22 protein-coding genes are annotated in these 26,922 nt (G+C 64.3%); 11 read left to right on the forward strand and 11 right to left on the reverse strand.

Annotated features, from left to right (window positions below; translation table 11 throughout):
• Positions 1-8 precede the first annotated feature (8 nt).
• Genes urtB through urtE form a run of 4 tightly spaced genes read left to right on the forward strand, consistent with a single transcriptional unit; the run spans position 9 to position 4,259 of the window.
• Positions 9-1,613 carry an urea ABC transporter permease subunit UrtB gene (gene urtB / locus CD932_RS21390; RefSeq protein ID WP_094444817.1) on the forward strand — a complete coding sequence of 535 codons (1,605 nt, stop codon included), beginning with the start codon at positions 9-11 and terminating at the stop codon, positions 1,611-1,613.
• Positions 1,613-2,731: an urea ABC transporter permease subunit UrtC gene (urtC, locus tag CD932_RS21395; protein WP_094445303.1), complete on the forward strand. Its 1,119-nt coding sequence runs from the start codon at positions 1,613-1,615 to the stop codon at positions 2,729-2,731. The genes urtB and urtC overlap by 1 nt, the downstream gene beginning before the upstream one ends.
• 20 nt (positions 2,732-2,751) lie before the next feature.
• On the forward strand, positions 2,752-3,558 hold the full coding sequence (gene urtD / locus CD932_RS21400) for an urea ABC transporter ATP-binding protein UrtD (protein ID WP_094445304.1): 807 nt from the start codon (positions 2,752-2,754) through the stop codon (positions 3,556-3,558).
• Between the two features lie 2 nt (positions 3,559-3,560).
• Positions 3,561-4,259, forward strand: coding sequence for an urea ABC transporter ATP-binding subunit UrtE (urtE, locus tag CD932_RS21405; RefSeq protein WP_094444818.1), 699 nt, complete (start codon positions 3,561-3,563; stop codon positions 4,257-4,259).
• A gap of 1 nt (position 4,260) precedes the next feature.
• Here urtE and CD932_RS21410 read toward each other — a convergent pair whose 3' ends face one another.
• From CD932_RS21410 to CD932_RS21425, 4 genes are all read right to left on the reverse strand, one after another.
• Positions 4,261-4,845, reverse strand: coding sequence for a chromate transporter (locus CD932_RS21410; protein ID WP_094444819.1), 585 nt, complete (start codon positions 4,843-4,845; stop codon positions 4,261-4,263).
• Entirely contained in the window at positions 4,842-5,435 is a 594-nt protein-coding gene (locus CD932_RS21415) for a chromate transporter (RefSeq protein ID WP_094444820.1), read from the reverse strand. The genes CD932_RS21410 and CD932_RS21415 overlap by 4 nt, the downstream gene beginning before the upstream one ends.
• A gap of 72 nt (positions 5,436-5,507) precedes the next feature.
• Positions 5,508-5,687 (reverse strand): hypothetical protein, encoded by a 180-nt coding sequence (locus CD932_RS21420; protein WP_141213331.1) that lies wholly within the window; start codon positions 5,685-5,687, stop codon positions 5,508-5,510.
• Positions 5,688-5,832: 145 nt separating this feature from the next.
• The gene (locus CD932_RS21425) at positions 5,833-6,423 is read right to left on the reverse strand and encodes a response regulator (protein WP_254926700.1); all 591 of its coding nucleotides are present in this window, start codon (positions 6,421-6,423) and stop codon (positions 5,833-5,835) included.
• A 49-nt stretch (positions 6,424-6,472) separates the two neighbouring features.
• On the opposite strand from CD932_RS21425, the gene CD932_RS28425 reads away from it, so the two are divergent.
• Positions 6,473-6,754, forward strand: coding sequence for a hypothetical protein (locus CD932_RS28425; RefSeq protein WP_141213332.1), 282 nt, complete (start codon positions 6,473-6,475; stop codon positions 6,752-6,754).
• Between the two features lie 27 nt (positions 6,755-6,781).
• Here CD932_RS28425 and CD932_RS21430 read toward each other — a convergent pair whose 3' ends face one another.
• On the reverse strand, positions 6,782-7,357 hold the full coding sequence (locus tag CD932_RS21430; RefSeq protein ID WP_254926701.1) for a phosphohydrolase: 576 nt from the start codon (positions 7,355-7,357) through the stop codon (positions 6,782-6,784).
• Between the two features lie 133 nt (positions 7,358-7,490).
• On the opposite strand from CD932_RS21430, the gene CD932_RS21435 reads away from it, so the two are divergent.
• Positions 7,491-10,643 carry an FAD/NAD(P)-binding protein gene (locus CD932_RS21435; RefSeq protein WP_176461084.1) on the forward strand — a complete coding sequence of 1,051 codons (3,153 nt, stop codon included), beginning with the start codon at positions 7,491-7,493 and terminating at the stop codon, positions 10,641-10,643.
• Positions 10,644-10,680: 37 nt separating this feature from the next.
• Positions 10,681-11,574: an alpha/beta hydrolase gene (locus CD932_RS21440; protein ID WP_094444823.1), complete on the forward strand. Its 894-nt coding sequence runs from the start codon at positions 10,681-10,683 to the stop codon at positions 11,572-11,574.
• On the opposite strand, the gene CD932_RS21445 is transcribed toward CD932_RS21440, so the two are convergent.
• The gene (locus CD932_RS21445; protein WP_094444824.1) at positions 11,566-14,421 is read right to left on the reverse strand and encodes a hybrid sensor histidine kinase/response regulator; all 2,856 of its coding nucleotides are present in this window, start codon (positions 14,419-14,421) and stop codon (positions 11,566-11,568) included. The genes CD932_RS21440 and CD932_RS21445 overlap by 9 nt on opposite strands.
• Positions 14,422-14,622: 201 nt before the next feature.
• Here CD932_RS21445 and CD932_RS21450 point away from each other — a divergent pair, with 201 nt between their 5' ends.
• Positions 14,623-15,252: a LysE family translocator gene (locus CD932_RS21450; RefSeq protein WP_094444825.1), complete on the forward strand. Its 630-nt coding sequence runs from the start codon at positions 14,623-14,625 to the stop codon at positions 15,250-15,252.
• On the opposite strand, the gene CD932_RS21455 is transcribed toward CD932_RS21450, so the two are convergent.
• Both CD932_RS21455 and CD932_RS21460 read right to left on the reverse strand, forming a co-directional pair.
• Positions 15,215-15,925: a YceI family protein gene (locus tag CD932_RS21455; protein ID WP_094444826.1), complete on the reverse strand. Its 711-nt coding sequence runs from the start codon at positions 15,923-15,925 to the stop codon at positions 15,215-15,217. The two genes, CD932_RS21450 and CD932_RS21455, sit on opposite strands and share 38 nt — an antisense overlap.
• Before the next feature lie 484 nt (positions 15,926-16,409).
• Entirely contained in the window at positions 16,410-19,076 is a 2,667-nt protein-coding gene (locus CD932_RS21460) for a M1 family metallopeptidase (protein WP_094444827.1), read from the reverse strand.
• Positions 19,077-19,288: 212 nt separating this feature from the next.
• Here CD932_RS21460 and CD932_RS21465 point away from each other — a divergent pair, with 212 nt between their 5' ends.
• Positions 19,289-19,915, forward strand: a complete 627-nt coding sequence (locus CD932_RS21465) for a glutathione S-transferase family protein (RefSeq protein WP_094444828.1) — start codon at positions 19,289-19,291, stop codon at positions 19,913-19,915.
• Positions 19,916-19,922: 7 nt separating this feature from the next.
• Here CD932_RS21465 and CD932_RS21470 read toward each other — a convergent pair whose 3' ends face one another.
• Both CD932_RS21470 and CD932_RS21475 read right to left on the reverse strand, forming a co-directional pair.
• Entirely contained in the window at positions 19,923-22,037 is a 2,115-nt protein-coding gene (locus CD932_RS21470) for a prolyl oligopeptidase family protein (protein WP_176461085.1), read from the reverse strand.
• 185 nt (positions 22,038-22,222) lie between these two features.
• A complete protein-coding gene (locus CD932_RS21475) occupies positions 22,223-22,621 on the reverse strand; it encodes a RidA family protein (RefSeq protein WP_094445307.1) in 399 nt (132 codons plus the stop codon).
• Positions 22,622-22,749: 128 nt separating this feature from the next.
• On the opposite strand from CD932_RS21475, the gene CD932_RS21480 reads away from it, so the two are divergent.
• Complete coding sequence (locus CD932_RS21480) at positions 22,750-23,670, forward strand: LysR family transcriptional regulator (protein WP_094444829.1); 921 nt, start codon at positions 22,750-22,752, stop codon at positions 23,668-23,670.
• On the opposite strand, the gene CD932_RS21485 is transcribed toward CD932_RS21480, so the two are convergent.
• On the reverse strand, positions 23,658-25,286 hold the full coding sequence (locus CD932_RS21485; RefSeq protein WP_094444830.1) for a CehA/McbA family metallohydrolase: 1,629 nt from the start codon (positions 25,284-25,286) through the stop codon (positions 23,658-23,660). The two genes, CD932_RS21480 and CD932_RS21485, sit on opposite strands and share 13 nt — an antisense overlap.
• Before the next feature lie 332 nt (positions 25,287-25,618).
• Here CD932_RS21485 and CD932_RS21490 point away from each other — a divergent pair, with 332 nt between their 5' ends.
• Positions 25,619-26,911 carry an MFS transporter gene (locus tag CD932_RS21490; protein ID WP_094444831.1) on the forward strand — a complete coding sequence of 431 codons (1,293 nt, stop codon included), beginning with the start codon at positions 25,619-25,621 and terminating at the stop codon, positions 26,909-26,911.
• The last annotated feature ends 11 nt before the right edge of the window (positions 26,912-26,922 follow it).

Here is a 26,922-nt window from a genome sequence, read left to right on the forward strand (position 1 = left end):
CTTCCCGCATGCGTCCGCTCCGCCGTATTTTGCTATTACTTTGCCTGCTGCCGCTATGCGCCCAGGCCGCCATCGACCCCGCGCTATTGAAACCGCTGTCCGGCGACGATCCCGAAGCCCGGGTCGCGGCCGTCGGCCAGATCGCTGCGCTGGCCACGCCCGAAGCGGCCCGCGTGTTGCAGGCGCTGCAGGCCGAAACCCTGTACGCCACGCCAGGCGGCCAGGTGGTCATCGTCGAAGGCGATGGCGCGCAAGCCTATGACCCGGCCACCGGCAAGACCGGGCCGGCGCCGGACGGCATCGACGGCGTGATGGTCAACAACCGGCTGCGCGGCGTGGTGGACGGCGCCTTGTCGGGTTTGAAACTGCTGGCGCCGCAGCGCGAAACGCGCCTTGCCGCCGCGCGCGAGTTGCAACAGGCCGTGAGCACGGCGCAGCTTCCATTGATCCGCAAGGCGCTGGCGCAGGAAACCGATACCGAGATCAAAACGATGCTGCAGGTGCTGATCGCCAGCGCCAACCTGCATGCGCCCGATGTGGCCGCGCGCAAGCAGGCGGTGCAAGACCTGGCCATCAGCAGCGATGCGCGTTTGCTTGCGCCCTTGCAGGCGATGCTCGACAAGGGACCGGATGGCAAGCCTGGTGAGCCGGACGAGGCGGTACGCCTCGCTGCCGTCGATACCATCGGGCAGATAAAAGGACGGGTGCAGCGCACCGAATTGGTCGGCAATATTTTCTATGGCCTGTCGCTGGGCAGCGTGCTGCTGCTGGCCGCTCTTGGTCTGGCCATCACCTTTGGCCTGATGGGCATCATCAATATGGCGCATGGCGAGCTGCTGATGATCGGCGCCTACACCACCTACCTGTGCCAGCTGTTCTTCCGCGCCTATTTGCCGGGCCTGCAGGACTGGTATCTGCTGGCCGCGCTGCCGGCCGCATTCTTTGTCGCCGGTATGGTGGGCGTGGTGCTGGAGCGCACGGTGATCCGCTGGCTGTACGGCCGGCCGCTGGAAACCCTGCTGGCCACCTGGGGCATCAGCCTGATCCTGATGCAGCTTGTCCGCACCATCTTTGGCGCGCAGAACGTGGAAGTGGCCAATCCGGTCTGGATGTCGGGCGGCGTGACGGTACTGGGCTCGCTGGTGCTGCCGTACAACCGCATCGCCATTATCGTGTTCGCCATGCTGGTGGTGGTGGCCGTGTGGCTGATCCTCAATAAAACCCGGCTCGGTCTGTTCGTGCGCGCCGTCACGCAAAACCGCCGCATGGCCGATTGCGTGGGCGTGGCCACCGGCAAGGTCGACATGCTGACCTTCGGCCTCGGCTCCGGCATCGCCGGCCTCGGTGGCGTGGCGCTGTCGCAACTGGGCAATGTGGGGCCGGACCTGGGACAAAGCTATATCGTCGACTCCTTCATGGTGGTGGTGCTGGGCGGCGTGGGTCAGCTGGCCGGCACCGTGATCGCGGCCCTGGGCCTCGGCGAAGTCAACAAATTCCTGGAACCGGTGGCGGGCGCCGTGCTGGCCAAGATCGCCATCCTGGTGTTTATCATCATCTTTATCCAGCGCCGGCCGCAGGGCCTGTTTGCCATGAAGGGACGCAGCGTCGAATGATTACCTCTTTACGCGTCAAGCAGGGCCTGTTTTCGCGGCCCGTGTGGGCGGCGATTGCCGTCTTCACCATCGTGGCAGCCTTGCTGCCGATCTTTAACCTGGCGTTCGCCGAAGGCCATCCCTTGCACGTGTCGGCCTATACGGTCGGCCTGGTCGGCAAGTTCATGTGCTATGCGCTGGCCGCGCTGGCGCTGGACCTGGTATGGGGCTATACCGGCATTTTGTCGCTGGGCCACGGCGTGTTCTTCGCGCTGGGCGCCTATGCGCACGGCATGTACCTGATGCGCGCCATCGGCGCGGAGGGCCAGTATCACAGCGCCTTGCCCGACTTTATGGTGTTCCTCGACTGGAAGACCTATCCCTGGTACTGGGCGTTCACGGAGCACTTCTGGTACTGCATGGCGCTGGTGGTGCTGGTGCCTGGCCTGCTCGCCTTTGTGTTCGGCTACTTTGCCTTCCGCTCGCGCATCAAGGGCGTGTATTTTTCCATTATCACGCAGGCCATGACGTATGCCTTCATGCTGCTGTTTTTCCGCAACGACACCGGCTTTGGCGGCAACAACGGCTTTACCGACTTCAAGACCATCCTCGGCTACAGCGTGACGGCGCCCGCCACCAAGGCCGTGCTGTTCCTGCTGACCCTGGCCGTGTTGCTGGCCGCGCTGGTCGGCGCGCGCGCCATCGTCAGCTCCAAGCTGGGGCGCGTGCTGCAGGGCGTGCGCGACGGCGAAGCGCGGTTGATGTTCCTGGGTTACAACCCGCTGTGGTTCAAGCTGTTTGTCTGGACCCTGTCAGCGGTGCTGTGCGGCATCGCCGGCGCCCTGTATGTGCCGCAGGTGGGCATTATCAACCCGTCCGAAATGTCGCCCGCCAACTCGATCGAGATGGTGGTGTGGGTGGCCGTGGGCGGGCGCGGCACGTTGATCGGCCCCATCCTGGGCGCGTTTACCGTCAATGGCCTGAAAAGCTGGTTTACGGCCGCCTTGCCGGAACTGTGGCTGTTCGCGCTGGGCCTGCTGTTTATCGTCGTCACCCTGTTCATGCAGCAGGGCATGCTCGGTGTGCTGGCCAAACTGAAACGTCAAAAATCCGCCGTGGTGGCAGAGGAGGCGGCATGAGCATCCGCATGGTAGCCGGCATGGCCGCCGGGGAAACCGGCTCGTCGTATGCGCGGGTCAAGGGCGAGGGCGTCGACACCACCCATGGCGCGATTCTGTACCTGGAAGATATCACGGTGTCATTCGACGGCTTCAAGGCCATCAACAAACTGAGCCTCGATATTTCCGTTGGCGAGCTGCGCTGCATTATCGGGCCCAATGGCGCCGGCAAGACCACCATGATGGACGTGATCACCGGCAAGACGCGGCCCACGTCCGGCACGGCCTGGTTCGGCCAGACCATGGATCTGTCGACCATGACGGAATATGCGATCGCCCACGCCGGCATCGGACGCAAGTTCCAGCGTCCCACCGTGTTCGAGCAGCACACGGTGTTCGACAATCTGGAACTGGCGATGAAGATGAACAAGCGCGTCGCGCCCACCCTGTTCGCGCGGCTGAACTCGGAGCAGGAAGGCAGGATCGAAGCGATTTTGCGCCTGATCCGCCTGCACGGCCAGGAAGCGCGGCCCGCCGGCCTGCTGTCGCACGGACAGAAGCAGTGGCTGGAAATCGGCATGCTGCTGATGCAGGAGCCGCAACTGATCCTGCTCGACGAACCGGTGGCCGGCATGTCGGACGCGGAAACGGCGCGCACGGCCGAACTGCTCAACGAATTGCGTGGCAAGCATTCCATTATGGTGGTCGAGCACGACATGGGTTTTGTCACGGAAATCGCGCAGCAGGGCATCGTCACCGTGCTGCATGAAGGTGCGGTGCTGGCGCAGGGCCGCATGGACGAAGTGCAAGCCGACGAGCGCGTCATCGAAGTCTACCTGGGAAGATAAGCATGCTGGAAGTGACGCAACTGAATCAATACTATGGCTCCTCGCACACCTTGCGCGGCGTGTCGCTGACGGCGAAAAAGGGCGAATGCCTGGCTTTGCTGGGCCGCAATGGCGTCGGCAAGACCACCTTGCTCAAATGCCTGATGGGCGTGCTGCCGGTGACGCAGGGCAAGGTGGTGTTCAATGGCCGCGACATCACCAAATTGTCGCCGCATGCGCGTGCCAAACTGGGCATTGCCTATGTGCCGCAGGGGCGCGACATCTTCGCGCACCTGACGGTCGAGGAAAACCTGCTGATGGGCATGGCCGTCAAAAGCGGCCGGCAGGCCGCGCGCATCGACGACATGGTCTACGACCTGTTTCCTGTACTTAAGGAAATGCTTGCGCGGCGCGGCGGCGATTTGTCCGGCGGCCAGCAGCAGCAACTGGCCATCGCGCGCGCCTTGCTGGCCAGCCCCGAACTGATCATTTTCGATGAGCCGACCGAAGGCATCCAGCCGTCCGTGATCAAGGACATCGGCCGCGTGATCCGCCTGCTCAAGCAGCGCGGCGATATCGCCATCGTGTTGTGCGAACAGTATTTCGATTTTGCCCGCGAGCTGGCCGATCAGTTTGTCGTGCTGTCACGCGGCAGCGTGGTGGCCAGCGGCGCAGCGCAGCTGATGGACGGCGAGGATGTCAAACGGCACCTGGCTGTCTGATTCAGACCAGCTGAAACCACCCCAGCACGGCGCCCGCCGCCAGCAGCCACAGCAGATGTATCCTGGTGCGCCAGATAATCAGGCCGGCCACCACCGATAAGGTCCAGATCGGCCAGTCGGTGGCCAGCCTGTAGTTGGCGCCGCCGAGGATCATGCCGGTGGAGATCAGCAGGGCGATGACGATGGGCGCCATGCCCTGCTTGAAGGCGCGCACGCCGCGCAGGTGGCCGTTGCGGTGGCCCCAGCTTGCGGCCAGGTAGGTCAGCGTGGTGCTGGGCAGCAGGATGCCGACCATGGTGACCAGTACGCCCAGGCAGGCGGCGGTGGTGCTGCCGGCGTTCATGCCCACGTTCCAGCCCATCAGCGCGACGAACAATACATTGGGGCCGGGCGCGGCCTGGGCGATGGCGATCGATTCGTTGAACTGCGCCTGCGTCAGCCAGCCATGCTGCTCCACCAGGTAGCGCTGCATCTCGGGCGTGGTGGAAACGGCGCCGCCGACCGACATCAGGGACAGCATCAGGTAGTGGCCGAACAGGTTGAGCCAGTCGGCGGCGCTCAGCACCAGTTGCAAAGGTGGATTCATGGCGACAGCTTGCGGTAAGTGAGGGTACAGCCCAGGCCGCCCAGCACCAGCAGCACATAGACCAGCGGCAGGCGCAGCACGGCCACGGCCAGCACGCCCAGCACCACCAGGGGCAGGGTCAGCCACAAGGGCAGCGGATGCCTGGCCAGGGCGGCGGCCAGCTTGATGCCGGTGGCGGCGATCATGCCGGCCGACACGGCCGCCATGCCGCGCAGCGCGCCGGCCATTTGGGGGTGGTTGCCCAGGCCGGTGTACAGCACACCGAGCACCAGCACGATCAGCAGCGGCACGGTCAGCATGCCGGCCAGCGCCGCCAGCGCGCCGCGCAGGCCGAAATGGCGCCCACCCACCATCAGCGACAGGTTCACCACGTTGGGGCCGGGCATGATCTGCGCCACTGCCCAGTCTTCCAGAAATTGTTCCTGTGTCAGCCAGCGCTTGCGCTCGACCATTTCGCGCTGGATCACGGCCAGCACGCCGCCGAAGCCTTGCAGGGCCAGCCAGGTAAACGAGAAAAACAGGTCGGACAGTGACTCCGGCCGTGGTTGGTCCGGGTCATCGGCGAGGGTGGGGGCGTGCGGCGCGGTCATGACCGATTATGACCGTGCCGGGCCCACCTTGTCCATCCCCTGGCCCCGCCGCCTTGCCGGTTTACTGATCAGTTATACACAAATGATGGCTTGATGAAACAGCGTAAATAATTTTCCGCTGACGATGTCTGATCCTGTGACATTTTTCAAGTAATTGATTTCATTGAATATTTTTTCTGCTGCTTGATTGAGCAGTTTATTGAAAGCCGCATGGGCTGTGGCTTTGAAGGCTGTCAAGTGGCGCTTATCCACAAAGATATCCACAGTCCTTGTGGATATCCGAAAAAGCGCTTAACAATCCGCCACTTAGCAATTTTCAACTGGAATATCGGCAACTTTGCGGCGCCTGAGTCTGCTGCAAATACTGCTGTATGTCCATCCAGTGGTGCCATGCAACTCAGGCCACCGGGTCGTGCGGCAGGTCGATGCAGTGTTCCAGCGCCGCCGCCAGGTCGGCCACTTGCCGTTGCGCATCGCGCAGGCTGGCATAGGTGCGCAGCGAGGAAATCACGGTGGTAAACAGTTTACGCGTGGTCAGATCGGTCTTGCACCAGAAGTCGTTGATGTCGTAGTCGATGATGATGCGGTGCTCGAGCGCCTGGCCCGGCTGGCCGGTGCGCAGGATGATGCGCACGGCGCTGTTGTGCAAGTCCTCGCGGATCTGGCGCGCCACGTGCAGGCCCGCATCCTGGGTTTCCATGATCACGTCGAGCAGCACCACGGCGATGTCGGGCGTGCCGCGCAGCAGGGCCAGCGCTTCCTCGCCCGTATAGGCGTGCAGAAAGCTCAGCCGGCGGCCTTCGAAGCTGGCCTGGCTGAGGGCGAATTTGGTCACCACGTGGACATCGACGTCGTCATCGACGATCAGCACGCGCCATGGCTGCGCGCTGGCCTGGACGGCCTCGTTGTCCTCGCCGTGCTGCGGATCGTCGATCAGCCAGTCCGGTTCATCATCCGCGTTGGTGGCTTTTACAGTATCGGTTTTCATGCATTTCCCAGCGTTGAGCGTGCGCGCCGCATCTACATTAGGCCAGTGCGTGCGCTTTGTCAAAGGGCAGGCCCGCCAGGGCGTGGTTTTTCGCCCTGTCTTTATGCACAGAAAAAATATTTTTCCTCTTGGACAAAATACTGTTGATGCCGCACCAAGGTGTCATCCCAAGTCATTGATTATAAACAGGAAAAAAATTGCCTGCGAATTCAGCAAATTATTGAAACCCGCACCACTACTGGCGTTGCGGCTTGTCAAGAGGGGCTTATCAACAACTTTATCCACAGTTGCTGTGGATATCTGGAAAAACCGTGCAAAAACCGTGGCTTAGCGCGGTATCAGGGGTACGCCTGCGGCCTCAGCCTTGGCGCAATTCATGGAAACGCCGCAAGAAGCACTGCTTCGCTTCGCCGGGGTCCATGGCGACAATTATACCGGGCAAGGCGGCGATGCCGTCAAGGTAGGCCCAGCGCTCGGCCGAATGGGGCATCAGGTCGCGCTTTTCCGTCGCCAGCGCGATCAGGTCGGCGCGCTTGATGGGCGCGTAATCGGAAAAGTCGATGCCGTAGGTGGCGGCGATCATCGCCGTCACCTGGTCTTCCAGCGCGGCAAATTGCGGCATCAGTACCTTGAGCGGCTTGACCATGTCGCCCAGGTAGGCTTCGGCCGCGTCATGCAGCAGGGCGGCCAGGCGCAAGGGTGGCGGCACCAGGTCGGCCACGATCAGGCTGTGCTGAGCAATCGAATAAAAGGTTTTCGTCTGGCCATTGAAGCGGCACTGATAGGCCAGGCCATGGGCGATATCCTCGATGGCGACCCGGTCGATATGGGGCCGCAGCGGGTAGAAACGGTTGCCGGAAAAGGTGGAAACGTAGTCGGTGGTGATGGCGGCGGCTTGCATGTCGATAGTGGATATGGCGGGGGCTGTGGGCATGCCGCTATCGTACACCGCGCCGCGCGGCAAGGCGGTTTCCGGTTGGCGAACTCCGCCATTAATTTCATATCGTCAATCTTTCATTTTCACCTAGACTATGTGCACCACTATTTCCTATCAGCGGGAGCACACGATGACGGCAAGACCTTCTTATATCTACCAGGGCGGTTCGGTGATGATGCATTCGCCGCTGCAACTGAAACAGTCCGAAATGTACGGCTACTTCGTCAAGGGTGAGCTGGCCAGGCTGCAAGCGACCATCGACGCCAGCCTGAACCAGGTAGCCGGCAAGCGCATGCGCTTCAAGGCCTTGTCGCCGTATGTGATGCTGACCTTTACGCGCGTCAACCACGCCAATTCGGCCAATCCGGTCGACCAGGCCAAGGGCTGGATCACGGAAGTCGATATCGTCACCTGGATCATGGTCGGCCAGATGGACGAGCACGGCAAGCTCGCGCAGATCTACTGGTACCCCTGCCATATCTTTGTCGATGACGCGATGGCCCTGATTAACGGGCGCGAACTGTTCGGCTATCCGAAATACCTGTGCGAATACGAGATCCCCGCAGCCGGCAGCGATCCGCTGCGCTGTTCGGTGGCCACGAGGGGTTTCCAGCCTTTTTCGCCCGAAACGCAACTCGCCCTGCACCCGCTGCTGGAAATCAACGCCACCGTGCAGACGGGACCGCACAAGCCCATCACCAGCTTCCTCGACCTGCTCGAGCAGGCTTTCAGGATCTTCGTGGCTATCCCCGACTTTTTCGACCTCGACGCCGCCGGCTGGCAGGATATTTTCTCGCTGCTGCGCAAGCCGCGCATCGACCAGATCTTCCTCAAGCAGTTTCCCGACAGCGCGGGCGTGAAAGCCGTCTACCAGGCGCTGGTGGCCGCGCCGGCCGAAGTCAACCGCCTGCACAGCGGCCATTTGCTGGGCCATGAATACGAATGCACCTTGCACCCTTTCGACAGCTTTCCGCTGGACCGTACCCTGGGCCTGAAGCTGGGCACGCAATCGGCCATCCTGCCTTTCAACATCAATTTCGACTTTACCGCCATGCCGGGCGAGGAACTGGTCGACAATTCGGTGATCGCGCCCGAAAAAATTGCCATCCTCGGCGGCGGCGTGGGGGCGTTGACGGCCGCCTATTACCTCACCGACCAGCCGGGCTGGCAGAACCGGCACGAGATCACCGTCTACCAGCTGGGCTGGCGCCTGGGTGGCAAGGGCGCCAGCGGGCGCAATGCGCAGCATGGCCAGCGCATCGAGGAACATGGCCTGCATATCTGGTTCGGCTTCTATGCCAACGCGTTCAGGATGATCAAGGAGGCTTACGCCAGCCTGGCGCGCCCTGCCGGCTCGCCCCTGGCGACCTGGCGCGACGCGTTCAAACAGCACGATTACGTGGCGCTGTCGGAAGACGTGCGCGGCCAATGGCGCAACTGGTCGATCGTGTTTCCCACCCTGCCGGGCGAGCCGGGCGAAGGTGGCGAAGACCTTACCCTGTGGCAGATGGCGGTGGCCATGGTGGGCTGGATCGAGCAGTGGATACGGCAGATCCGGCAAGTGGCCGAAGCCGACGCGCGCATTGCCCGCGCTGGCGCCGACCCCGGTCACGCGGGCGAAGGCAGGTGGCCGGGCTGGCTGCACAAGCTGGCCGATGAAGTGGTGGAACAGGCCGACGAGCTGGGGATCGACGTGGGTTTGTCGGTGGGCGCGCTGGTGGCGCTGGTGGCCGAGCTGGCGCCCGACTCCAGGCGCCACGATGCGGCCCGCCACCAGCTGCTGGCCGGTACTCTGGCGGGCATCCGCGCCTGGCTGCGCCTGCGCTACCGGGCGCTGATCGATGCCGATGAGGAGGTTGACGACAGCCTGCGCCGGCTGTTTACCTGCCTCGACCTGGGCATCACGGTGCTCAAGGGCTGTTTCGAGGACGGCGTGTTCAAGCACGGCTTTGACGTCATCAACGATATCGATTTTCGCGACTGGCTGAGAAAACACGGCGGCGACGAGCGTTTCAGCATCGATTCGGCCCCCGTGCGCGGCTTCTACGACCTGGTGTTTGCCTATGAAGGCGGCGATTTTTCCCGGCCCAATATCGAGGCCGGCACTTTGCTGCGCTCGATGGCGCGCATCGGCCTGGCCTACAAGGGCGGCATCATGTTCAAGATGCAGGCCGGCATGGGCGACACCATCTTCACGCCGCTGTATGAAGTATTGAAACAACGCGGCGTGCGCTTCAAATTCTTCCAGCGGGTGGAGGAACTGGTGCCTGGCAAGGGCACTGGCGAGATCGACAGCATCCGCATCACCGAACAGGTGGCGCTGCGCGAGCCCGCAGCCGGCTACGCTCCGCTGGTCGACGTGAAAGGCCTGGCCTGCTGGCCCAGCGCGCCTGACTACACCCAGCTCGAGCCGGCCCAGGCGGCCTTGCTGCAGGATGCTGGCGTCAACCTGGAATCGTACTGGAGCGACTGGCCGCAGCAATATCGGCAGGCCTTCGGCGAGCCGCTGCCCGTTACCGAATTGAAGAAGGGCGTCGACTTCGACAAGGTGGTGTTCGGCATTTCCATCGGTTCGCTGCCAGCCCTGTGTCCGCAATTGCTGGCCGCTAGCAGCGCCCTGGCGCAAACGGCCGACAAGGTGAAAACGGTGGCCACCCAGGCCTACCAGGTATGGCTGAACAAGAACCTGGCGCAAATGGGCTGGACCACGCAGCCAGGCGGCCAGCAGCCGGTGCTGTCGGCGTTTACGGAACCCTTCGATACCTGGGCGCCGATGGACCAGTTGCTGGCGCGCGAGGACTGGCCTGCGGGCAGCGAACCCCAAAACGTCTCCTATTTTTGCAGCGCCTTGCCGGTGGACCGCTATCCTCCCGTCACCGATAGCGGCTTTCCGGCCCGCTGCGCGGAACAGGCAAAACGTGGCGCGATCGACCAGCTGGAAAACCAGATCGCCGCGCTGTGGCCGGAAGCGGGGCCGGCCGGCGCCTTTCCCTGGCAATGGCTGGTCGACGCAAAAGAAGCCAGCGGTCCGGCGCGTTTCGACAGCCAGTACTGGCGCGCCAATGTCGACCCGTCCGAGCGTTATGTGATGTCGGTGGTGGGCAGCACCCGATACCGGCTGGCCACCGACGGCTCGGGTTTTGCCAACCTGTTTTTGACCGGCGACTGGATCAGGACGGGCCTGAACGCCGGCTGCGTCGAGGCGGCCGTGATGGCGGGCATGCAGACCTCGCGCGCGATGACGGGGCATCCGGCGGTGATCCAGGGCGAGACCGACTTTTAAGTTGCTATCATGGAGCCTCCTTTTCACCGGAGTGCCCATGAAACGCCTGCTCGCTGTCGTTTTTGCTTTTGCCTGCCTGCCTGCGCCGGCCATGCCGGCTGGCGCGATTCGCCTGTGGCCCGGCGCGCCGCCCGGCGGTGGCGCCGCCGCAGCGCAACAGCAGAGCGGCAAAGGCTCGATCACGCAGGTGGCGCAGCCTTATCTGGTCGCTCACCTGCCGGCGCAGCCCAATGGCATGGCGATGCTGGTGATCAGCGGCGGCGGCTACGCGCATATCGAGGCGGGCAGGGAGAGCGCGCCGGCGGCCGCCTGGCTGCAAGCGCAGGGCATTGCCGCCTTTGAGCTGGTCTACCGCCTGCCGCAGGAAGGCGGCGGCGTCCCGGCGCCATTCCAGGATGCGCAGCGCGCCATGCGGCTGATCCGCAGCCGCGCGGTAGCGTGGCATATCGATCCGGCGCGCATCGGCGTACTCGGCTTTTCCGCCGGCGCGCACCTGGCCGGCATCACGGCGGCACGGCCCGATGCGCCGCTCGCCCCGGCCATCGACGCAGTTGACGCCGTGTCGGCACGGCCCGATTTTGCCGTGCTGCTGTATCCCGTGTTGACCATGCAGGCGCCGTTCGACACCACGCATGCGAAAAAAATCCTGCTCGGCGCCGCGCCCGGGCAAGGCGCGCGCGACGCGCTGTCGGTCGAATTGCTGGTCGACGGCCGCACGCCGCCCGTCTTCCTGGCCCAATCGCTCGACGATTCCGTCGCTCCCGTCGACAACAGCCTGCTGATGTTCGCGGCGCTGCGCCGCGCGCATGTGCCGGTGGCGCTGCATATATTCCAGTACGGCGGCCATGGCTGGGGTGTTGGCAAAGCCGGCAGCGAGCCGGCCGCCTGGCCTCAGCTGCTGCTGGCCTGGCTCAGGGCCGGTTCATACTGAGGAGGCGGCCAGGTCGCGCCGCGCCTCGCCCAGCGCCGCCTCGATCTGCGGCAGGCAGGCTTCCACCTCGTCGAGCCTGCCGTTCGAGGCCAGCGTTTCCATTTGGTGGCACAGGGCATGCAAGGTGGGGCGGCTCAGGTACCCCGCGCTGCCTTTCAGGGCATGGAAGGCGGCAGCCACCGCGCTGGCGTTGCCGTCGCGTACCGCCTGGCGCGCCAGGTCGAAGCGGCGCGGCGCTTCTGCGAGAAATGCTTGCGCGATGCGCTGCACGTGCTGCGCGGACAGGCCGGCCAGCGGCAGGATATGTACCGGCGCCGTCATCGGGTCGACAGAGGCTGGCGTACTGGCTGGCTCGTGCACGGCTTTGCCCAGGCCGAACTGGCGCGCCAGCGCATCTTCATGCACCTGGGCCGCCGGCACCGGCACGGTGGACGGCAGTTCATGGCCGCGCGCCAGCAGCAGGTCGATCAGCGCGTCGATCTTCTGGAACAGCAGCGCTTCGTCGACCGGTTTGCTGAGGAAGTCGTCCATGCCGGCGTTCAGGTAGCGTTGTCGGTCGTGTTCGCTGGCGTTGGCGGTCAGCGCGATAATCGGAATGCGCGGATCGAGCACGGGGATGCCTTGTTTGCCGCCGGCGCGGATCAGGCGCGCCGCCTGTTCGCCGTCCATCAGCGGCATGCGCCCGTCCATCAGCACCGCGTCATAGGGCGCGCTGGCCAGTGCGCGCAGCACTTCCTCGCCATTTTCGACGATGGTGACGGCGTGGCCCATGCTCTCCAACAGGGTGCCGATGATGATCTGGTTGGTGCGCACGTCTTCGGCGCACAGGATATGCAGGCGGCATTCGTGGCGCGCATTGCGGGCCACCTGGCATGCATCGACGGGCGGCGCGACGCCTTCCTGCAGGGGCAGGCTGAAATGAAAGCGCGAGCCGATGCCGACCCGGCTTTCGACGCCGATGCTGCCTTGCATCAGTTCGACCAGCTCCTTGCAGATGGCCAGGCCCAGGCCCGTGCCGCCATAGCTGCGCGTGGTGGAGTGGTCGGCCTGTTCGAACTTCTGGAACAAACGGGGCAGGGTGTCGGCGGCGATGCCGGTGCCGGTGTCGCTGATGACGAAGTCGATCTGGTGGCAGTGCTGGCGGCGCGACGGCGTACGGCTGCGGCGCACTTCCAGCAGCACTTCGCCATTGGCCGTGAACTTGATGGCGTTGCCCAGCAGGTTGATCAGGATCTGGCGCAGGCGCGTCGGGTCGGCCCGCACGTAGCGCGGCAGGTCCAGCGCCAGTTCGCGCCGCAGCAGCAGGCTCTTGGCGTCTGCCTGGCCCTGCACGATGCCGGCCGCGTCGCCGATCAGGGCCAGCAGGTCGAAGTCCACCATTTCCAGCGTCAGCTTGCCGGCGTCGATCTTGGAGAAATCGAGGATATCGTTCAATATCGTCAGCAGCGACTCGCCGTTGTGCAGGCCGATGCGCAGGTATTCCTGGGTGCGGCCGCGCACGGTCTGGTCGCGCAAGGCGAATTTGAGCATGCCGATCACGCCGGCCAGCGGGGTACGGATATCGTGGCTCATGGCGGACAAAAAATCGATGCGGTGGCGGCTGACCACTTCGGCCTGGGTCTTGGCCGCCAGCAGCGCGTCATTGCTGTGGGTGAGCGCCTGCGTGCGTTCCTGCACGCGCCGCTCCAGGTGGTTGCGCAGCAGCCGTATCTGTTCGGCCAGCGCAAAGGCCAGCAGCAGGCCATCGAGAGTGCCGCCCAGCAGGGTCAGCAGCTGGGCATTGGCGACCAGGGCCGGGGTCAATCCCAGGTTGGCCGGCAGGATCACGAAGGCGGGCAGCATCAGGGCGATAAAACCGAGCACGAAAAAGCGCGCTGGCTGGTAGCCGCCGCGCCACACGACGATGCCGCAGACCAGGGCCTGCACCATCCAGACGGTAATGGCGATAGAGGCCAGCGCATGCGCGTACTGCGGCGCGAAAAAGCAGCTGGGCAGCAGCAGCAGCGGCAGCACCAGGTTGAGGCGGCTCCAACGGTGGAGCCGGGGCGCCAGTTCGCGCAGGCGCAGGAACTGCCTGTAAAACAGGGTGCTGAGGATGGGCAGCAGGAAGAACGGCACGTAATGGAAGCGCAGGCAGCGCCAGTCCAGCAAGTCGGAAAATACGTGGAAGGTGATGGCCCAGGCCAGGCCATACATCAGCACATACAGCGCATAATAGAGCGAGGCTTTTTCGCGCGTCAGCGAAAAAATAAAGAAATTGAACAGGCCCAGCGCCAGCAGGGCGCCGATCGAGGCGATGGTCAGGAAATTTTCCTGGCCCACCAGCTTGCGGTACGCGAACTGCGTCTTGACGGCAAACAGGGGCGGGCGCGCGTAATAGGGGCTGGAAAAATGGATCAGGATGTCATAGGTGGCGCCCGGCGCCAGGGTGACGTTCTTGCCATAGTGCAGCAGGTAGTCGTGTGGCCGCTGATAGCCGGACAGCAAGGTGAGCGGCGCGCTGCTATCGCCGGGGCCATAGACATGGATGTCGACCGTGTCGATCAGCGTGTCGTTGGGGTCGATCACCCACGCCGTTTCATTGCTGGTGTTGCGCACGCGCGCATGCAGCCAGTAGGCGCCGCCGAACAGGTCCACATCAAGCACAGGCCGCTGGCGCGCCAGCCAGCCGGGCAGGGCGCTGGCGTCAAGGGGCGCAGCCTCATTGCTGGCGCTGTACAGCTTGCCCTGCGTGCCCAGATGGACGATGCCCTGCGGCGGCAAGGCGATCGTGCCCGCCGCCACTTGTGCCTGCGCGCCGCCGGCCAGGCAGCCCAGCATGAGCAGCACCAGCCACGCCGCCACCATGCGTAGAGCAAGGCAGGGGCAGGGGCGGCGGCAAAAAAGGAAGAAGTGCTCTGGCATTGGTTGGTATGGTGGCCCGTGCTGGGGTCTCTCATTCTAATCGACAAGTACCGGGCAGAGGCAAGTGCTTGCCATTAATGCATCAAGGCTGATGCAGCAGCAACACTTCCTGTATCATGACGGTTTTTTCCTGCGAGGGCGAGCATGCTCAGTGCCGAACAATTGACGGCCTTCCTGGCCACCGCCATGCTGGTCACGGCCAGCCCCGGCCCCGACAACCTGATGGTGCTGGGCGTCGGCATGTCGCGCGGGCGGCGCCAGGGCATGGTTTTCGGCCTGGGCTGCGCGCTGGGCTGCCTCACGCATACCTTGCTGGCGACCCTGGGCGTATCGGCCCTGCTGGCCGCCTCGCCGGCGGCGTTTACGGTCTTGAAAGTGGCAGGTGGCCTGTATCTGGTGTGGCTGGGTGTCGCTGCCCTGCGCAGCCGCGGCGGCGCCAGAGTCGATGGCGCTGCCGCCTTGCCCGACGAATCGCTGGGCCGCCTGTTCGCCAAGGGCCTGTTCGCCAATAGTATCAATCCGAAAGTCGTGTTGTTCTTTTTGTCGTTCCTGCCGCAGTTCGTGGTGGCGTCACAGGGCAGCGCCAGCTGGCAGACGATGCAGCTGGGCCTGGTCTTCACGGCCCAGGCTTGCGTGCTGTTCGGCCTGCTCGGTTACTTTTCGGGTGCTGTCGGCAAGTGGCTTAACCGCCGTCCGCGCGCCGGCCTGTGGCTGGACCGCGTGGCCGGTACCATCTTCATTGCGCTGGGACTGCGGCTGATCCTGGCGCGTTAGTCGCCATACCGGCGACGATGTCGAAGGCCAGTTCCATCGGGTCCTGTACCGCCATGGCGCCGCCCATGATGGCAAACGGCACGATGCCGAAATCGCTTTGCTTGAGCACGAAGGCGCCGCTGGCGCGCAGGCCGCGCCCGTCGGGCGATTGCGCCAGCCTGACCGGCACCACCACCTGGCGCGTCACGCCGTGCAGGGTGATGGCGGCGTCGACCGCGTTTGCGCCGGCCTGCAAGCGCGCCTGGATCTGCACCAGCGGATAGCGCCCGGCGTCGAGCACGCGCACCAGCATATTGTGGCGCGTGCCGGCGATGGCCTCGGCCGACGGCGTCGTTTCCAGGCCGGCGCGTTCGCGCAGCACGCCTTCGTCGACGCTCATGGCGTCGAGCCGGAACTGGAAATCGGCCTGTTTCAAGTCAGGCGCCACCCAGCCCGTGACCGTGCGGCTGGCCACCACATGGTCGTGCCCCAGCCGCGCCAGCGCGCCGCCGCGCCGCACGGTAATCGTCAGCAGGGTGGCCCGAGTGTCGATGGGCCACAGTTTCTCGCCCTTGGCTGGCGCCGCCAAAGGCAGGCTGGCCGCCTCCGTGCTGGCAGGCGCGGGCGGCGCGACGGCCAGCGGGGTACAGGCGGCCAGCAGCAGGCAAGTGAACAGCAGGCAGGGGTGGCGCATGTAGGTTCCTGGGAAAAAGTAATAGCGAGTCATATCGGATGGTAAGCGATTGCAGGCAATCGGCAAAGAAAGCGGATAAGTTGGTGTGCGTCATGCTGGCGTCATATGGCGCTGTTATCCTGCTGTCGTTGGCACAGCATATGTGGCGCGGATCACTACGCTCGGGGAGCGATAGGATGCCCATATGACTCAACAGCTTAGCCGGTGAGCTCAACCATCGGCACCAATTTTGCAGGGAAGCGGGAGCAAAATCAGGCAGGCTTAATGAAGTCCTAAGCCTGATGAAAGGAAGGACTGGCATAGTACGGTCATGGCGCACGGACATCCCCGAGCGCAAGGTTGCCGGACACCTCAATGACCGGCACGAATATGTTGTGACGTACTGTACCGCAATACTGTACTGCCTCCCTGTTTATCCCTGCGCTCTGAACAAGCGTTTCAACCGGCTGCCGCTTGCGCGAAGCCGGTTTTTTTTTGCTTGTGTTTACGATTGCGTGGCCAGCCACTTGTCGATCGCCGGCAAGCGTTGCGTGCGCACCTTGATGCGGTACGCGATATCGGCAATCGAGGTATCGGCGTCGCCGCGCGCGGTGGCGGCCAGGTGGGACTTGGCGTAGGCGTCGAGCTTGCTCAGCATGGCCGGCTCGCCGGAGGCGGCGGCCAGGCGCGGGAAGTAGCGGCTGCGCGAGCTGGCGTCGATGCGCGCATTGACCTGGTCGATATGGGCCAGCGCGAAGTCAAACGCCAGGTCCGGGTGCGCATGGGCCACGCGGCTGATCATGGCCGGGCTGTTGGTCACGCCCGGCTCGTCCGTCAGTGCCAGCGCCAGGGCGCGCCGGGCCAGCGCCGTGTCGTCGCTGGACGCCAGCAGGTCATACAGCTGGTTGCGGATCAGCGGGGTTTTTTCGGCTTGCGCTTCGGCGTGCAACTGCTCCCAGGTGGCGCTGTCGGCATGCTGCGCCACCACGCCCAGGATGGTGCGGCGCAGCGCAGCCGGCATGGCGGACGGGTCGCTGCCGGCAGCGGCATGGCGGCGGCGCGCTTCGGCGATTACGGCCGGGTCGCCCAGGTCGCTCAGGGTGCCGATCAGCTGGCTGCGCAGGGTGGCCACGGTGGCCGCCTCGCCGTCGCGCGCCTGCCAGCCGGTTTGCACCATCACCGGCGCCAATCTGGCAATGGCCCAGGCGTCGAAGCGGCGCTGGCGCGCCTGGTCGCCCGCATACCGGTCATGCAGGTCATTGAGGCCGCCGGCTACCTTGCCCCATACCTGCGGATCGGCCTGCAAAGGTGCGGCTTTGACCAGTTCCAGGAAGCCGGCCGGGTTTTGCAGGCCGGCCATGCCCAGCGCCTGGCTGTCCGACAGCAGGCCCAGCTGATCGATGGCCGGCAGTTGGGCAAAGCTGGACGCCAGCGCGCCCGCCTGTGCCGGCGCATACAGGGTGCGGTAGTAGCCGCTCTGGCCAGCGTTGACCAGCAGCGGGCCGCATCCGGGCACGCTCAACGTCGTCTTGCCGTTTTGCACCAGCACGCGCGCCTGTCTGGCGTTGCCCAGGGTTTGCGCGATCACCGGCACGCGCCAGGACAGCGGTTTTTTCTGTTCGCGGTCCTTGGTAAATTCGCCCTGGCTCAAGGTGACGCTGGTATTGCCCGCCTTGCAGACGGCCTCGCCCACGCGGATCAGCGGCACGCCCGGCTGCAAGGTGAAGTCGTGCGCAATCGCGCTGACCGGCTTGCCGGCGGCCGCGTCGACTTCGCGCCACAAGTCATCCGAGACGGTATTGCCGTAGGCGTGCTTGCGCATGTAGCTGCGCACGGCCGTGCGCCAGGTGTCGGCGCCGACATAGGCTTCGAGCATGCGGATCACCGATTCGCCTTTTTGATATGTAATGGTGTCGAAGGCCTGGCTGGCCTGCTCGACGGTGGCGATGCGCTGGACCACCGGATGCGTGGTGACGAGCGCGTCGCGCGCCATCGCGCCGTCGCGCACGCGCACGGACGACAGCGCCGAGTTCCATTCCGGGTGCATGCGTTCGGTGGCGCGGCTTTCCATCCACGAGGCGAAGCCTTCGTTGAGCCACAGGTCGTCCCACCAGCGCATGGTGACCAGGTCGCCGAACCACTGGTGCGCCATTTCATGGGCCAGGGTGGTGTAGATGTTTTCCTTGTCTGACTGGGTCGAGATGGCCGGGTCGAGCAGCAGGCTGTATTCGAAGGTAAATACGGCGCCCCAGTTTTCCATGGCGCCGAAGAACTGGCTGCGGCCCGGCGCGGCGATGTTGTCGAGTTTCGGCAGCGGGTAGCGCACGCCAAAATAATCGTTGTATTCGCGCAGCAGGGCGGCTGACTCGTCGAGCGCGAAACGGCTTTGCGCCAGCGCGCCCTTCTTGGTGATCACGCCCACTTCGGTGCCGTCGGCCATGGCCGTGGCGCGTTCGAAGTCGCCCAGGCCGAAGAACAGCAGATAGGTCGACATGCGCGGCGTGACGGCAAACGTCACGCGCTTCTTGCCGTCGCCCAGCTCCGTGCTGCTGGCCACGGGCATGTTGCCGACCGCCATCTGCGTGCTGGGCACCGTCACGTCGAGCGCGAAGGTGGCCTTGTAGTCCGGTTCATCCCACGACGGAATCACGCTGCGCGCGTCGGAGTTTTCAAACTGCGTGTACAGCGCGCGCTGGCGGCCGGTGGGGGTATCGTAGTCGAGCGAGAACAGACCGGTGGCCTGGGTGCCGATCTTGCCGCTGTAGCTGATCACCAAGGTGTGCTTGCCCCTGGCCAGCGGCCGGGCAAAGTGCAGGGTGGCCGTCTGCGTGGTCGCATCGACATCGATACGGCTGGCCTGCTGCGTGCCGCCCGCGCCTTCGGCGGTGGCGCCGGCAAAGCTTAGCTCCAGCGCGTTGAGGGTGACGCTGCTGGTGGGCGCGGCCACGTCCACCGTGATGGCCACTTTGGCGGCGAAGGTGGCTGCCTGGGCGTCGGGCGTGAGCGACAGCGCATAGTGGCTGGGCGTGACCCCGCGCGGCAGCTGCGTGGTGGTGCTCACGGCGTGGCTGGCCGGGGTGGGTGTGGAGGGCGTCGGCGCGGCGTGGCTGGCCAAGGACGCCAGCGCCAGGACGGCGGCGGCGATACGGGTGCGTGTGAGATGGCGATGCATGAGAACCCTGTGGATGAAGAGTGTGGCGCCGGCCGGCCTTGTAAGCGGCAGGCGCAATGGATTGAGTGCGGGTGCGCTGGCGTCGGCATGGCGTGGTCAGCATTCCCGCCCAGCAATCTAGTTGTAAACCGCAGCAAAGTCAAACGCCGCTGCCTGCAACGGCTGATAAGATAACAGCCGTAATCCACATCCATAACCACACGGAGACCCTCATGAAACTGTATGTCAGCCCCCGCACGCCGAACCCGCGCCGCGTGACCATGTTCATTGCCGAAAAAGGTATTGCAGGGATCGAGGAAATATCGCTCGACCTGATGGCCGGCCAGCACCGCGATCCGGGTTTTCTGGAAAAGAATCCGATGGGCAGGGTGCCGGCCCTGGTGTTGCCCGACGGGCGCGTGCTGGCCGAAACGCGCGCCATCTGCACGTATCTGGAAGGGCTGCAGCCGGAGCCGAACCTGATGGGCGAGGGCTTCGAGGAACGCGCTTTTATTGAAATGGCCGACCGGCGGGTGGAACTGCATCTGTTCCTGGGCGTGGCCAACTGCGTGCGCCACAGCCATCCGGCGCTGGCAGTGCTGGAAAACCCGCAGTTCCCGGACTTTGGCGCGGCCCAGGGCCTGAAAATGCGCGAAACGGCGCTATGGCTGGACCAGGTGCTGGCGCGCCAGCCCTACGTGGCCGGCGCGCGCTTTACCATCGCCGATATCACGGCGTTTTGCGCGCTGGAATTCGCGCGCGGCCTGATGAAATACCGGCCCGGCGCGGAAGGCCTGCAACATCTGCAAGCCTGGCGCGACCGCATCGCCGAGCGCCCCAGCGCCCAGGCCAGCAAGTAGTCCGCGCTTACTTCAACTGACCCTGCAGGAAGGTATAGGTCAGCGCCCACATCAGCGCCTGCTGGTCGTTGTTGGCGGCGCCCGCATGGCCGCCTTCCGTATTTTCCCAGTACAGCACGTCGTGGCCCTGCTCTTCCATTTTGGCCACCATCTTGCGTGCGTGGCCGGGGTGGACCCGGTCGTCGCGCGTCGAGGTGGTAAAGAACACGCGCGGATATTTTTTATCCCTGAACACGTTCTGGTAGGGCGAGTACTTGCTGATATACGCCCATTGTTCCGGCACGTCCGGGTCGCCATACTCGCCCATCCACGAGGCGCCCGCCAGCAGCTTGTTATAGCGGCGCATGTCGAGCAGCGGCACCTGGCTGACCACGGCGTTGAACAGGTCCGGCCGCTGCGTCAGCACGGCGCCCACCAGCAGGCCGCCATTGCTGCCGCCCATGATGCCCAGGTGGCGCGGGCTGGTCAGCTTGCGCCTGATCAGGTCCTGCGCCACCGAGATGAAGTCGTCGTAGGCCTTCTGGCGGTGTTCTTTTAACGCCGCCTGGTGCCAGCGCGGGCCGAATTCGCCGCCGCCGCGGATATTGGCCAGCACATACACGCCGCCCTGGCTGAGCCACGCCGTGCCGGTAATGCTGCTGTAGCTGGGCTTGAGCGAAACTTCAAAGCCGCCATAACCATACAGCACGGTGGGGTTCTTGGCGTCGTATCTGATCTGCTTGTTCATGATGACGAAATACGGCACTTTGGTGCCATCTTTCGAGGTCGATTCGAACTGTTCCACCTTGTAGGGCCTGGCGTCGAAATAGGCGGGCAGAGACTTGATCTTCGTGCGCGCATCGCTGCCGGCGGTGGCCAGGTACAGCGTGGTGGGGGTCAGGAAGTCGGTCACGGTGAGGAAATACTGGTCCGAGTCGACCGGGTCGAGCGGGCTGGCGGCCAGGGTGCCCAGCTTGGGCGCGTCGACCGCGCGGCGCTGCCATGTGCCGTTGACATGGCGCAGTTCCGTCAGGCGGTTCTTGACCTTGTCGAGGGTGGTCAGCAAGATCGCCGATTTGGTCGCCGATACATTGTCGAGCGAGGTGGTGGCGGTCGGCGCGAACAGCACCTCGAATTGCTGCCTGCCCTGCATGAAGGACTTGAAATCGGTGGCCAGCAGGGCGCCTTGCGGGTAGGTCTTGCCGTTGACTTTCCAGTCCGAACGCAGATTGATCACCAACTGGTCGCGCACGGTAAAGGCGGTGGCGTCGTCCGGTTTCGGCACCTTGTTCAGGCTGTCGCCTTCGCGCAGGAACAGCTCGCCGCTGTAGAAATCGATCTGGCGCTCGACGAACTGGTATTCATGGCCGGGCGTGAAATCCTTGTAGGCGCCGGCGCTCATGTCGGTGGCCTTGGCTTCATACAGGGTTTTGGCCTGCTCCAGGGGCGTGCCGCGCTTCCATTCCTTGATGATGCGCGGGTAGCCCGAGCTGGTCATCGAGCCGGGGCCGAAATCGGTGGAGACGAACAGCGTGTCGTCGTTGATCCAGCTGGCGTTGCTTTTTGCTTCAAGCAGGGTGAAGCCGTCCGCCACGAAAGCGCGCTTGCTCACGTCGTATTCGCGCACCACCTTGGCGTCGCCGCCGCCGCGCGACAGCGAAATGAGGCAGCGTTCGCCTTTCGGATACAGGCAGGACGCGCCGCCCCAGACCCAGTTCTCGTTCTCGCTGGCGGACAGCTGGTCGAGGTCGATCACGGTTTCCCAGGCCGGGTCAGGCAGCTGGAACTGCGCCAGCGTGGTGCGGCGCCAGATGCCGCGCACATGCTGGGCGTCGCGCCAGAAATTATAGTAATACTCGCCTTCCTTGCTCACATAGGCAATGCGTTCCTTCGAGTTGAGGATGGTTTTCAGGCGCGCCTGCAGCGCCGGGAACGAGCTCTTGCCTTCCAGTTCCTTCAGGCTGACGGCATTGTGCTGGCGCACCCAGTCCATCGGCTTGTCGCCGGCCACGTCTTCCAGCCATTGCAGGGGATCGGTCGGGGGATGGGAAGCGGCGGCGGCATCAGGCGCTTGCGCATGGGCGACGCCCGCTGCGGCCATGCCGAGCAGCATGCTGCCGGCAAATTTGCGATAAAAAGACATGGACAGGGTTCCTTGACATGATCGGTTGTTGCGCGTTGCTTGTCAAAACGGCGCAGCCATGTTGCCATGGATTGCTTCAAGGAACCAGAGGCAGCAGGCACTTGGTCGGCAAAAGCCATGCTTTTCCAATATTGTTTGCTGCAATGGAAGACGGCCGCAGAATCTGCGGCCTGTACCACAGTGTGTCAGGCCTCCGGCAGCCTTGCCACCACCTTGATCTCGAAGTCAAAGCCATACAGCCACGTCACGCCCACCGCCGTCACGGTCGGATGCGGCGCCACGCCCCAATGGTCGGCCTGCACGATATCCCAGATACGCTGGAAGTTGGCCTCCGGGTTGACGATAAAGATGGTCACGTCCTGCACGTCGTCGAAGGTGCAGCCGGCGGCGGCAAGAATGGCGTTCAGGTTGTCGAAGGCGCGCCGGACCTGGGCGCCCAGCTCCGGTTCTGGCGAACCATCGTCGCGGCTGCCGACCTGGCCGGAGACAAACAGCAGGCCGTTGGCGCGCACGGCGGGCGAATAGCGGTTCTTTTCATACAGGGCCTGGCGGCCCGGGGGGAATACGACGTCGCGTTTCATCACGGTTCCTTTGTTGTTGCAGCCAAGTTGCTGCCTGGAGAACACTGTAGCTGTCAATTGCCTGCCGATAAAGCGGCCAGAATCGCCTGCACTGTTTGTATAATCCAAACAATCAAGTGGCAAAGGGATCTATGGACAGGTTTGATGCGATGCAGGCCTTCGTGCGCGTGGTCGAGACCGGCAGTTTTACAAGGGCGGCCACGACCTTGCACATGAGCCGCACCACGGTAACGCAGCTGGTGCAGCAGCTCGAAGCGCGGCTGCGCCTGAAACTGCTGAACCGCACCACGCGCAAGGTCCATGTCACGGCCGATGGCGCCGCCTATTACGAGCGCATCGTGCAGGTGCTCGATACGCTGGAAGAAATCGAAACGAGCTTGCCGCAGGCGGCTGCGCTGCCGCGTGGGCAGTTGCGGGTGGACGTGCCCAGCCCGCTGGCCGCCTTGCTGCTGGTGCCGGCGCTGCCGCGCTTTCATGCGCTGTATCCCGATATCGTGCTCGACATGGGCGCCAGCGACCGCATGGTCGACGTGATCGCCGACAATGTCGATTGCGTGATACGCGGCGGGGAACTCAGTGATCAGTCGCTGATGGCGCGCAAGCTGGCCGACTTGCCACTGGGCGTGTATGCGGCGCCCGGCTACCTGGAACGGGTGGGCACGCCGCTGCATCCGCTCGACTTGCAAAACAGCGCGCACCGCATCGTGCGCTTTCGCTGGGCGCGCGCTGGCAATGGCTTTCCGTATGTGATGCATCGCGAGGGAAAGAGCGTCAACATCGATGGCCAGCATGTGCTGTCGATTGACGACGGCAACGCGTATCTCGCGGCCGGGGTGGCGGGGCTGGGCGTGCTGTGGCTGCCCGACTATATGGCCAGGCTGCCTGTGGCTGCGGGCGAGCTTGTGCCGCTGTTCGACGGCTGGACCGTCGACGCCATGCCTTTGTTCCTCGCCTATCCGCCGAACCGCCATGTCAGCAAGAAGCTGCGCGTATTTATCGACTGGGTGGTCGAACTGATGGCCGATCCACCCGTGGCTACTCAGGGCAGCTGATCAACCCATACCGGCGCCGACCAGACGAGATTGCCATCGTCCTGGGTCACGCGCGCATAGTAGAAGTGCGGGCCGGGCGCAGGCGTGAAGTCGACTCTGGCCTGGTCCGACAGCGCGGTGACGCTGCCATTGGCGCCCGGGACGCCCTGGAAGATGGTGATCGCCGCCGGCTGGCGCCCGCGCGCGTTGCTGAAGCCCACCGCCAGCCGCAAGGGACCAAGATTATCAAAGCGCTCGCCCATCATCCTGCCGTTGGCCGTGAAGATCAGCTGTGCGTGCTTGTCCATGGTGGCGAACACGCGCCGCGCGCGCAGGGCCTCGAACACGCTGTCGCGCGACAGGGGGACGTCGCGTTTGACCAGGATGGCGCTGCGGTTGCCATACGCGGCGCCCCAGTTGGCGCAGTGGTTGTCCTGGTTGCTGCTGAAGGCCAGGTGGTAGCCGGCGGCGAGGGCGCGGTTGCAGGCCGCTTCGAAATTGCTGCGCCGGTTTTCCGTTTCCAGGTCGTTGGTGGAAAAGGCCGAGGTGTTCATCACTTCGCACAAGACCATGGCCGCGTCGCCATCGGGCGTGTAGCCCAGCGCTTCGCCGCCCACCAGGAACTGGCCCGAGCGGGCAGGGTGGTTGAACTGGCCCAGCCAGCCGCGCTCGCGCATCAGGGTGTAGAGGCCTGCATAATCGCCTTTCGGCGTGTCGATGTCAGCCAGCAGCTCGCCCTGGCCATTTCTTTCCCAGCCCAGCAACTGATCGCTGTTGAATATATTCAGATGGCCGCCCTTGTTGATCACGCCCCATTCCATGCCATACAGGGCCAGGAAGCCGGGATGTGCGGCCGTATAGGCTGCTGCTGCCGCCAGACCGTCGTGGTACAGGGTGATGGCGTCAAGCGGCCTGGCCGCCGCATTGGTGCCGTCGGAGCCGTCATACATGTGGTTGTGCTCGGAGGCCATCAGCACGTCCAGTCCATGCTCCTGCGCGTAGCGGTAGGCGTCCAGCGGGCCGTGGGGCGCCGATTGCGGCTCCTGCGCGCCCTTGCAGGCATCGAGCGCGGCGCCACCGTCGCTGTGGCTGGTCTGGCTGTGCAGGTTGGCGTAGACGATGCGGTACGGCGAGGTGCTGTCCAGCGCTGGCGGCGGCGCCATCGCCATCAGGCGCGGCGCGTCGGGGACGCCACGCTCGACGGCGATCTGCCATTGCTGCTCCACCGCATCTTCACCGCTGCCGGCCACCAGGCGCAATGTGTACAAGCCTTGCGGCGCCGGGCGGCGATGGTTGCCACGGCCATCCCAGTGCAGGCGCACCGTGGCGCTGCCGCCATCGAGCCGCTGCCGCCCCGACCAGCTGCGCTGCAACGGCCCTTGGGCGCCTGAACCGGGACCGGGACCGGACAGGGTCAAGCGCCAGTCGACGCTGTGCGTGCTGGCGTTATCGCGGTGATCGAGCTGCACGACAAAGGTGCGCGCCTGCGTGCGGCGCTGCGCCGGCGCGGCCCGGAACGGCGCAGCCACGGTTGCTTCCAGCTCGCTGTGCTCTTTCGGTTCCGCCGCCCGCGCTGACACGTCAAAGACCAGCAGACACGCCAGGCTGCCGAACACTTGCCGCCATCGTCCAGGCATGATCGCCTCCGCATCGGTGACTTCGATAGTGATTGGACAAGCTTTGCCATGTTTCGGTTCCCTTCGCGCACCACGAAGTGGCAATGCTGCACCGCGATAAACCATGCTCGGGCGCAAACAGCCATTATTTGACGCGCCAGCCCCTGTGCCGCCCCATAAAAAGCTGGCACGGCGTTTGCTAATGGATAGATACGGATCAACGGCGATCCCCTGAACAAACAACGGTCCAACGACGGACCACCATGGACAACGGCGTCCGCTCAAACTGATTTTGTGATCGGTGTGAGCGGGCGCCGTTTTTGTTTTTCTAACGGGATACTTCGGGAACCATCATGGCCAGCAAAGCTACCAGCATCGCGCTCTTCTCCCTCGCCACACCACCCATGCGCGTCTTCCATCTGACATGGATGGCGTTTTTCGTCTGTTTTTTCGCCTGGTTCGCCTGCGCGCCGCTGATGCCCATCATCAAGGGCGAGTTCGGCCTGTCGCTGGCGCAAGTGGCCAATATCAATATTGCGGCCGTCGCCATCACCATCCTGGTACGCCTGATCGTCGGCCCCATGTGCGACCGCTACGGCCCGCGCAAGACCTATACCGGCCTGCTGCTGCTGGGCGCCATTCCCGTGCTGGGCGTGGCTGCCTCGCAAAGCTATGAAAGCTTCCTGTTCTTCCGCCTCGGCATCGGCGCGGTGGGTGCGAGTTTTGTCATCACCCAATACCACACCTCGGTGATGTTCGCGCCGCGCGTGGTCGGCACGGCCAATGCCGCCGCCGCCGGCTGGGGCAATGCGGGCGGTGGCGCGGCGCAGGCGCTGATGCCGCTGTTGCTGGGCGTATTGGTGATGCTGGGCGTGTCCGAGTCGATGGGCTGGCGCATGGCGCTGCTGGTGCCGGGCGTGCTGATGCTGGTGATGGCCGCCCTCTACTGGCGCTTTACGCAGGACTGCCCGCAAGGCAATTACTCGGACATGCGCAAGGCCGGCATCGCCATCGAAGGAGGAAAAAAGGGTGGCTGGGACAGCTTCAAGGCCGCCAGCGGCAACTACCGCGTGTGGCTGTTGTTCGTCACCTACGGCGCCTGCTTCGGCATCGAAATCTTTATCCATAATATCGCCGCCGTCTATTACGTCGACCATTTCGGCCTGTCCCTGAAGTCCGCCGGCCTGGCCGCCGGCAGTTTTGGCCTGCTGGCGCTGTTTGCCCGCGCTTTGGGCGGCTGGCTCTCCGACAAGCTGGCGCTGCGCGGCAACCTCAACAGCCGCGTCACCCTGCTGTTCATGTTGATGATCGGCGAAGGCGTGGGCCTGCTGTGGTTTGCCAAGGTCGACAGCGTCACCTGGGCCGTGATCGCCATGCTGGTGTTCGGCCTGTTTACCCACATGGCTTGCGGCGCCACCTATGCATTGGTGCCCTTTATCGACAGCAAGGCTCTGGGCGGCGTGGCCGGCATTATCGGCGCCGGCGGCAATGTCGGCGCGGTGGCCGCCGGTTTCCTGATGAAGGGCACCGGCGACATCGGCCAGACGCTCATCATCCTGAGCGTGCTGGTGGTGGTGTCGGCCCTGTGCGCCATCGCGGTGCGTTTTACGAGCAGCGCGGCCGAATCGAAGATGGCTGCGGCCTGAGGAGAATATGA

Source organism: Janthinobacterium sp. PC23-8 (assembly GCF_002250505.1).
Taxonomy (GTDB): Bacteria; Pseudomonadota; Gammaproteobacteria; order Burkholderiales; family Burkholderiaceae_D; genus Janthinobacterium.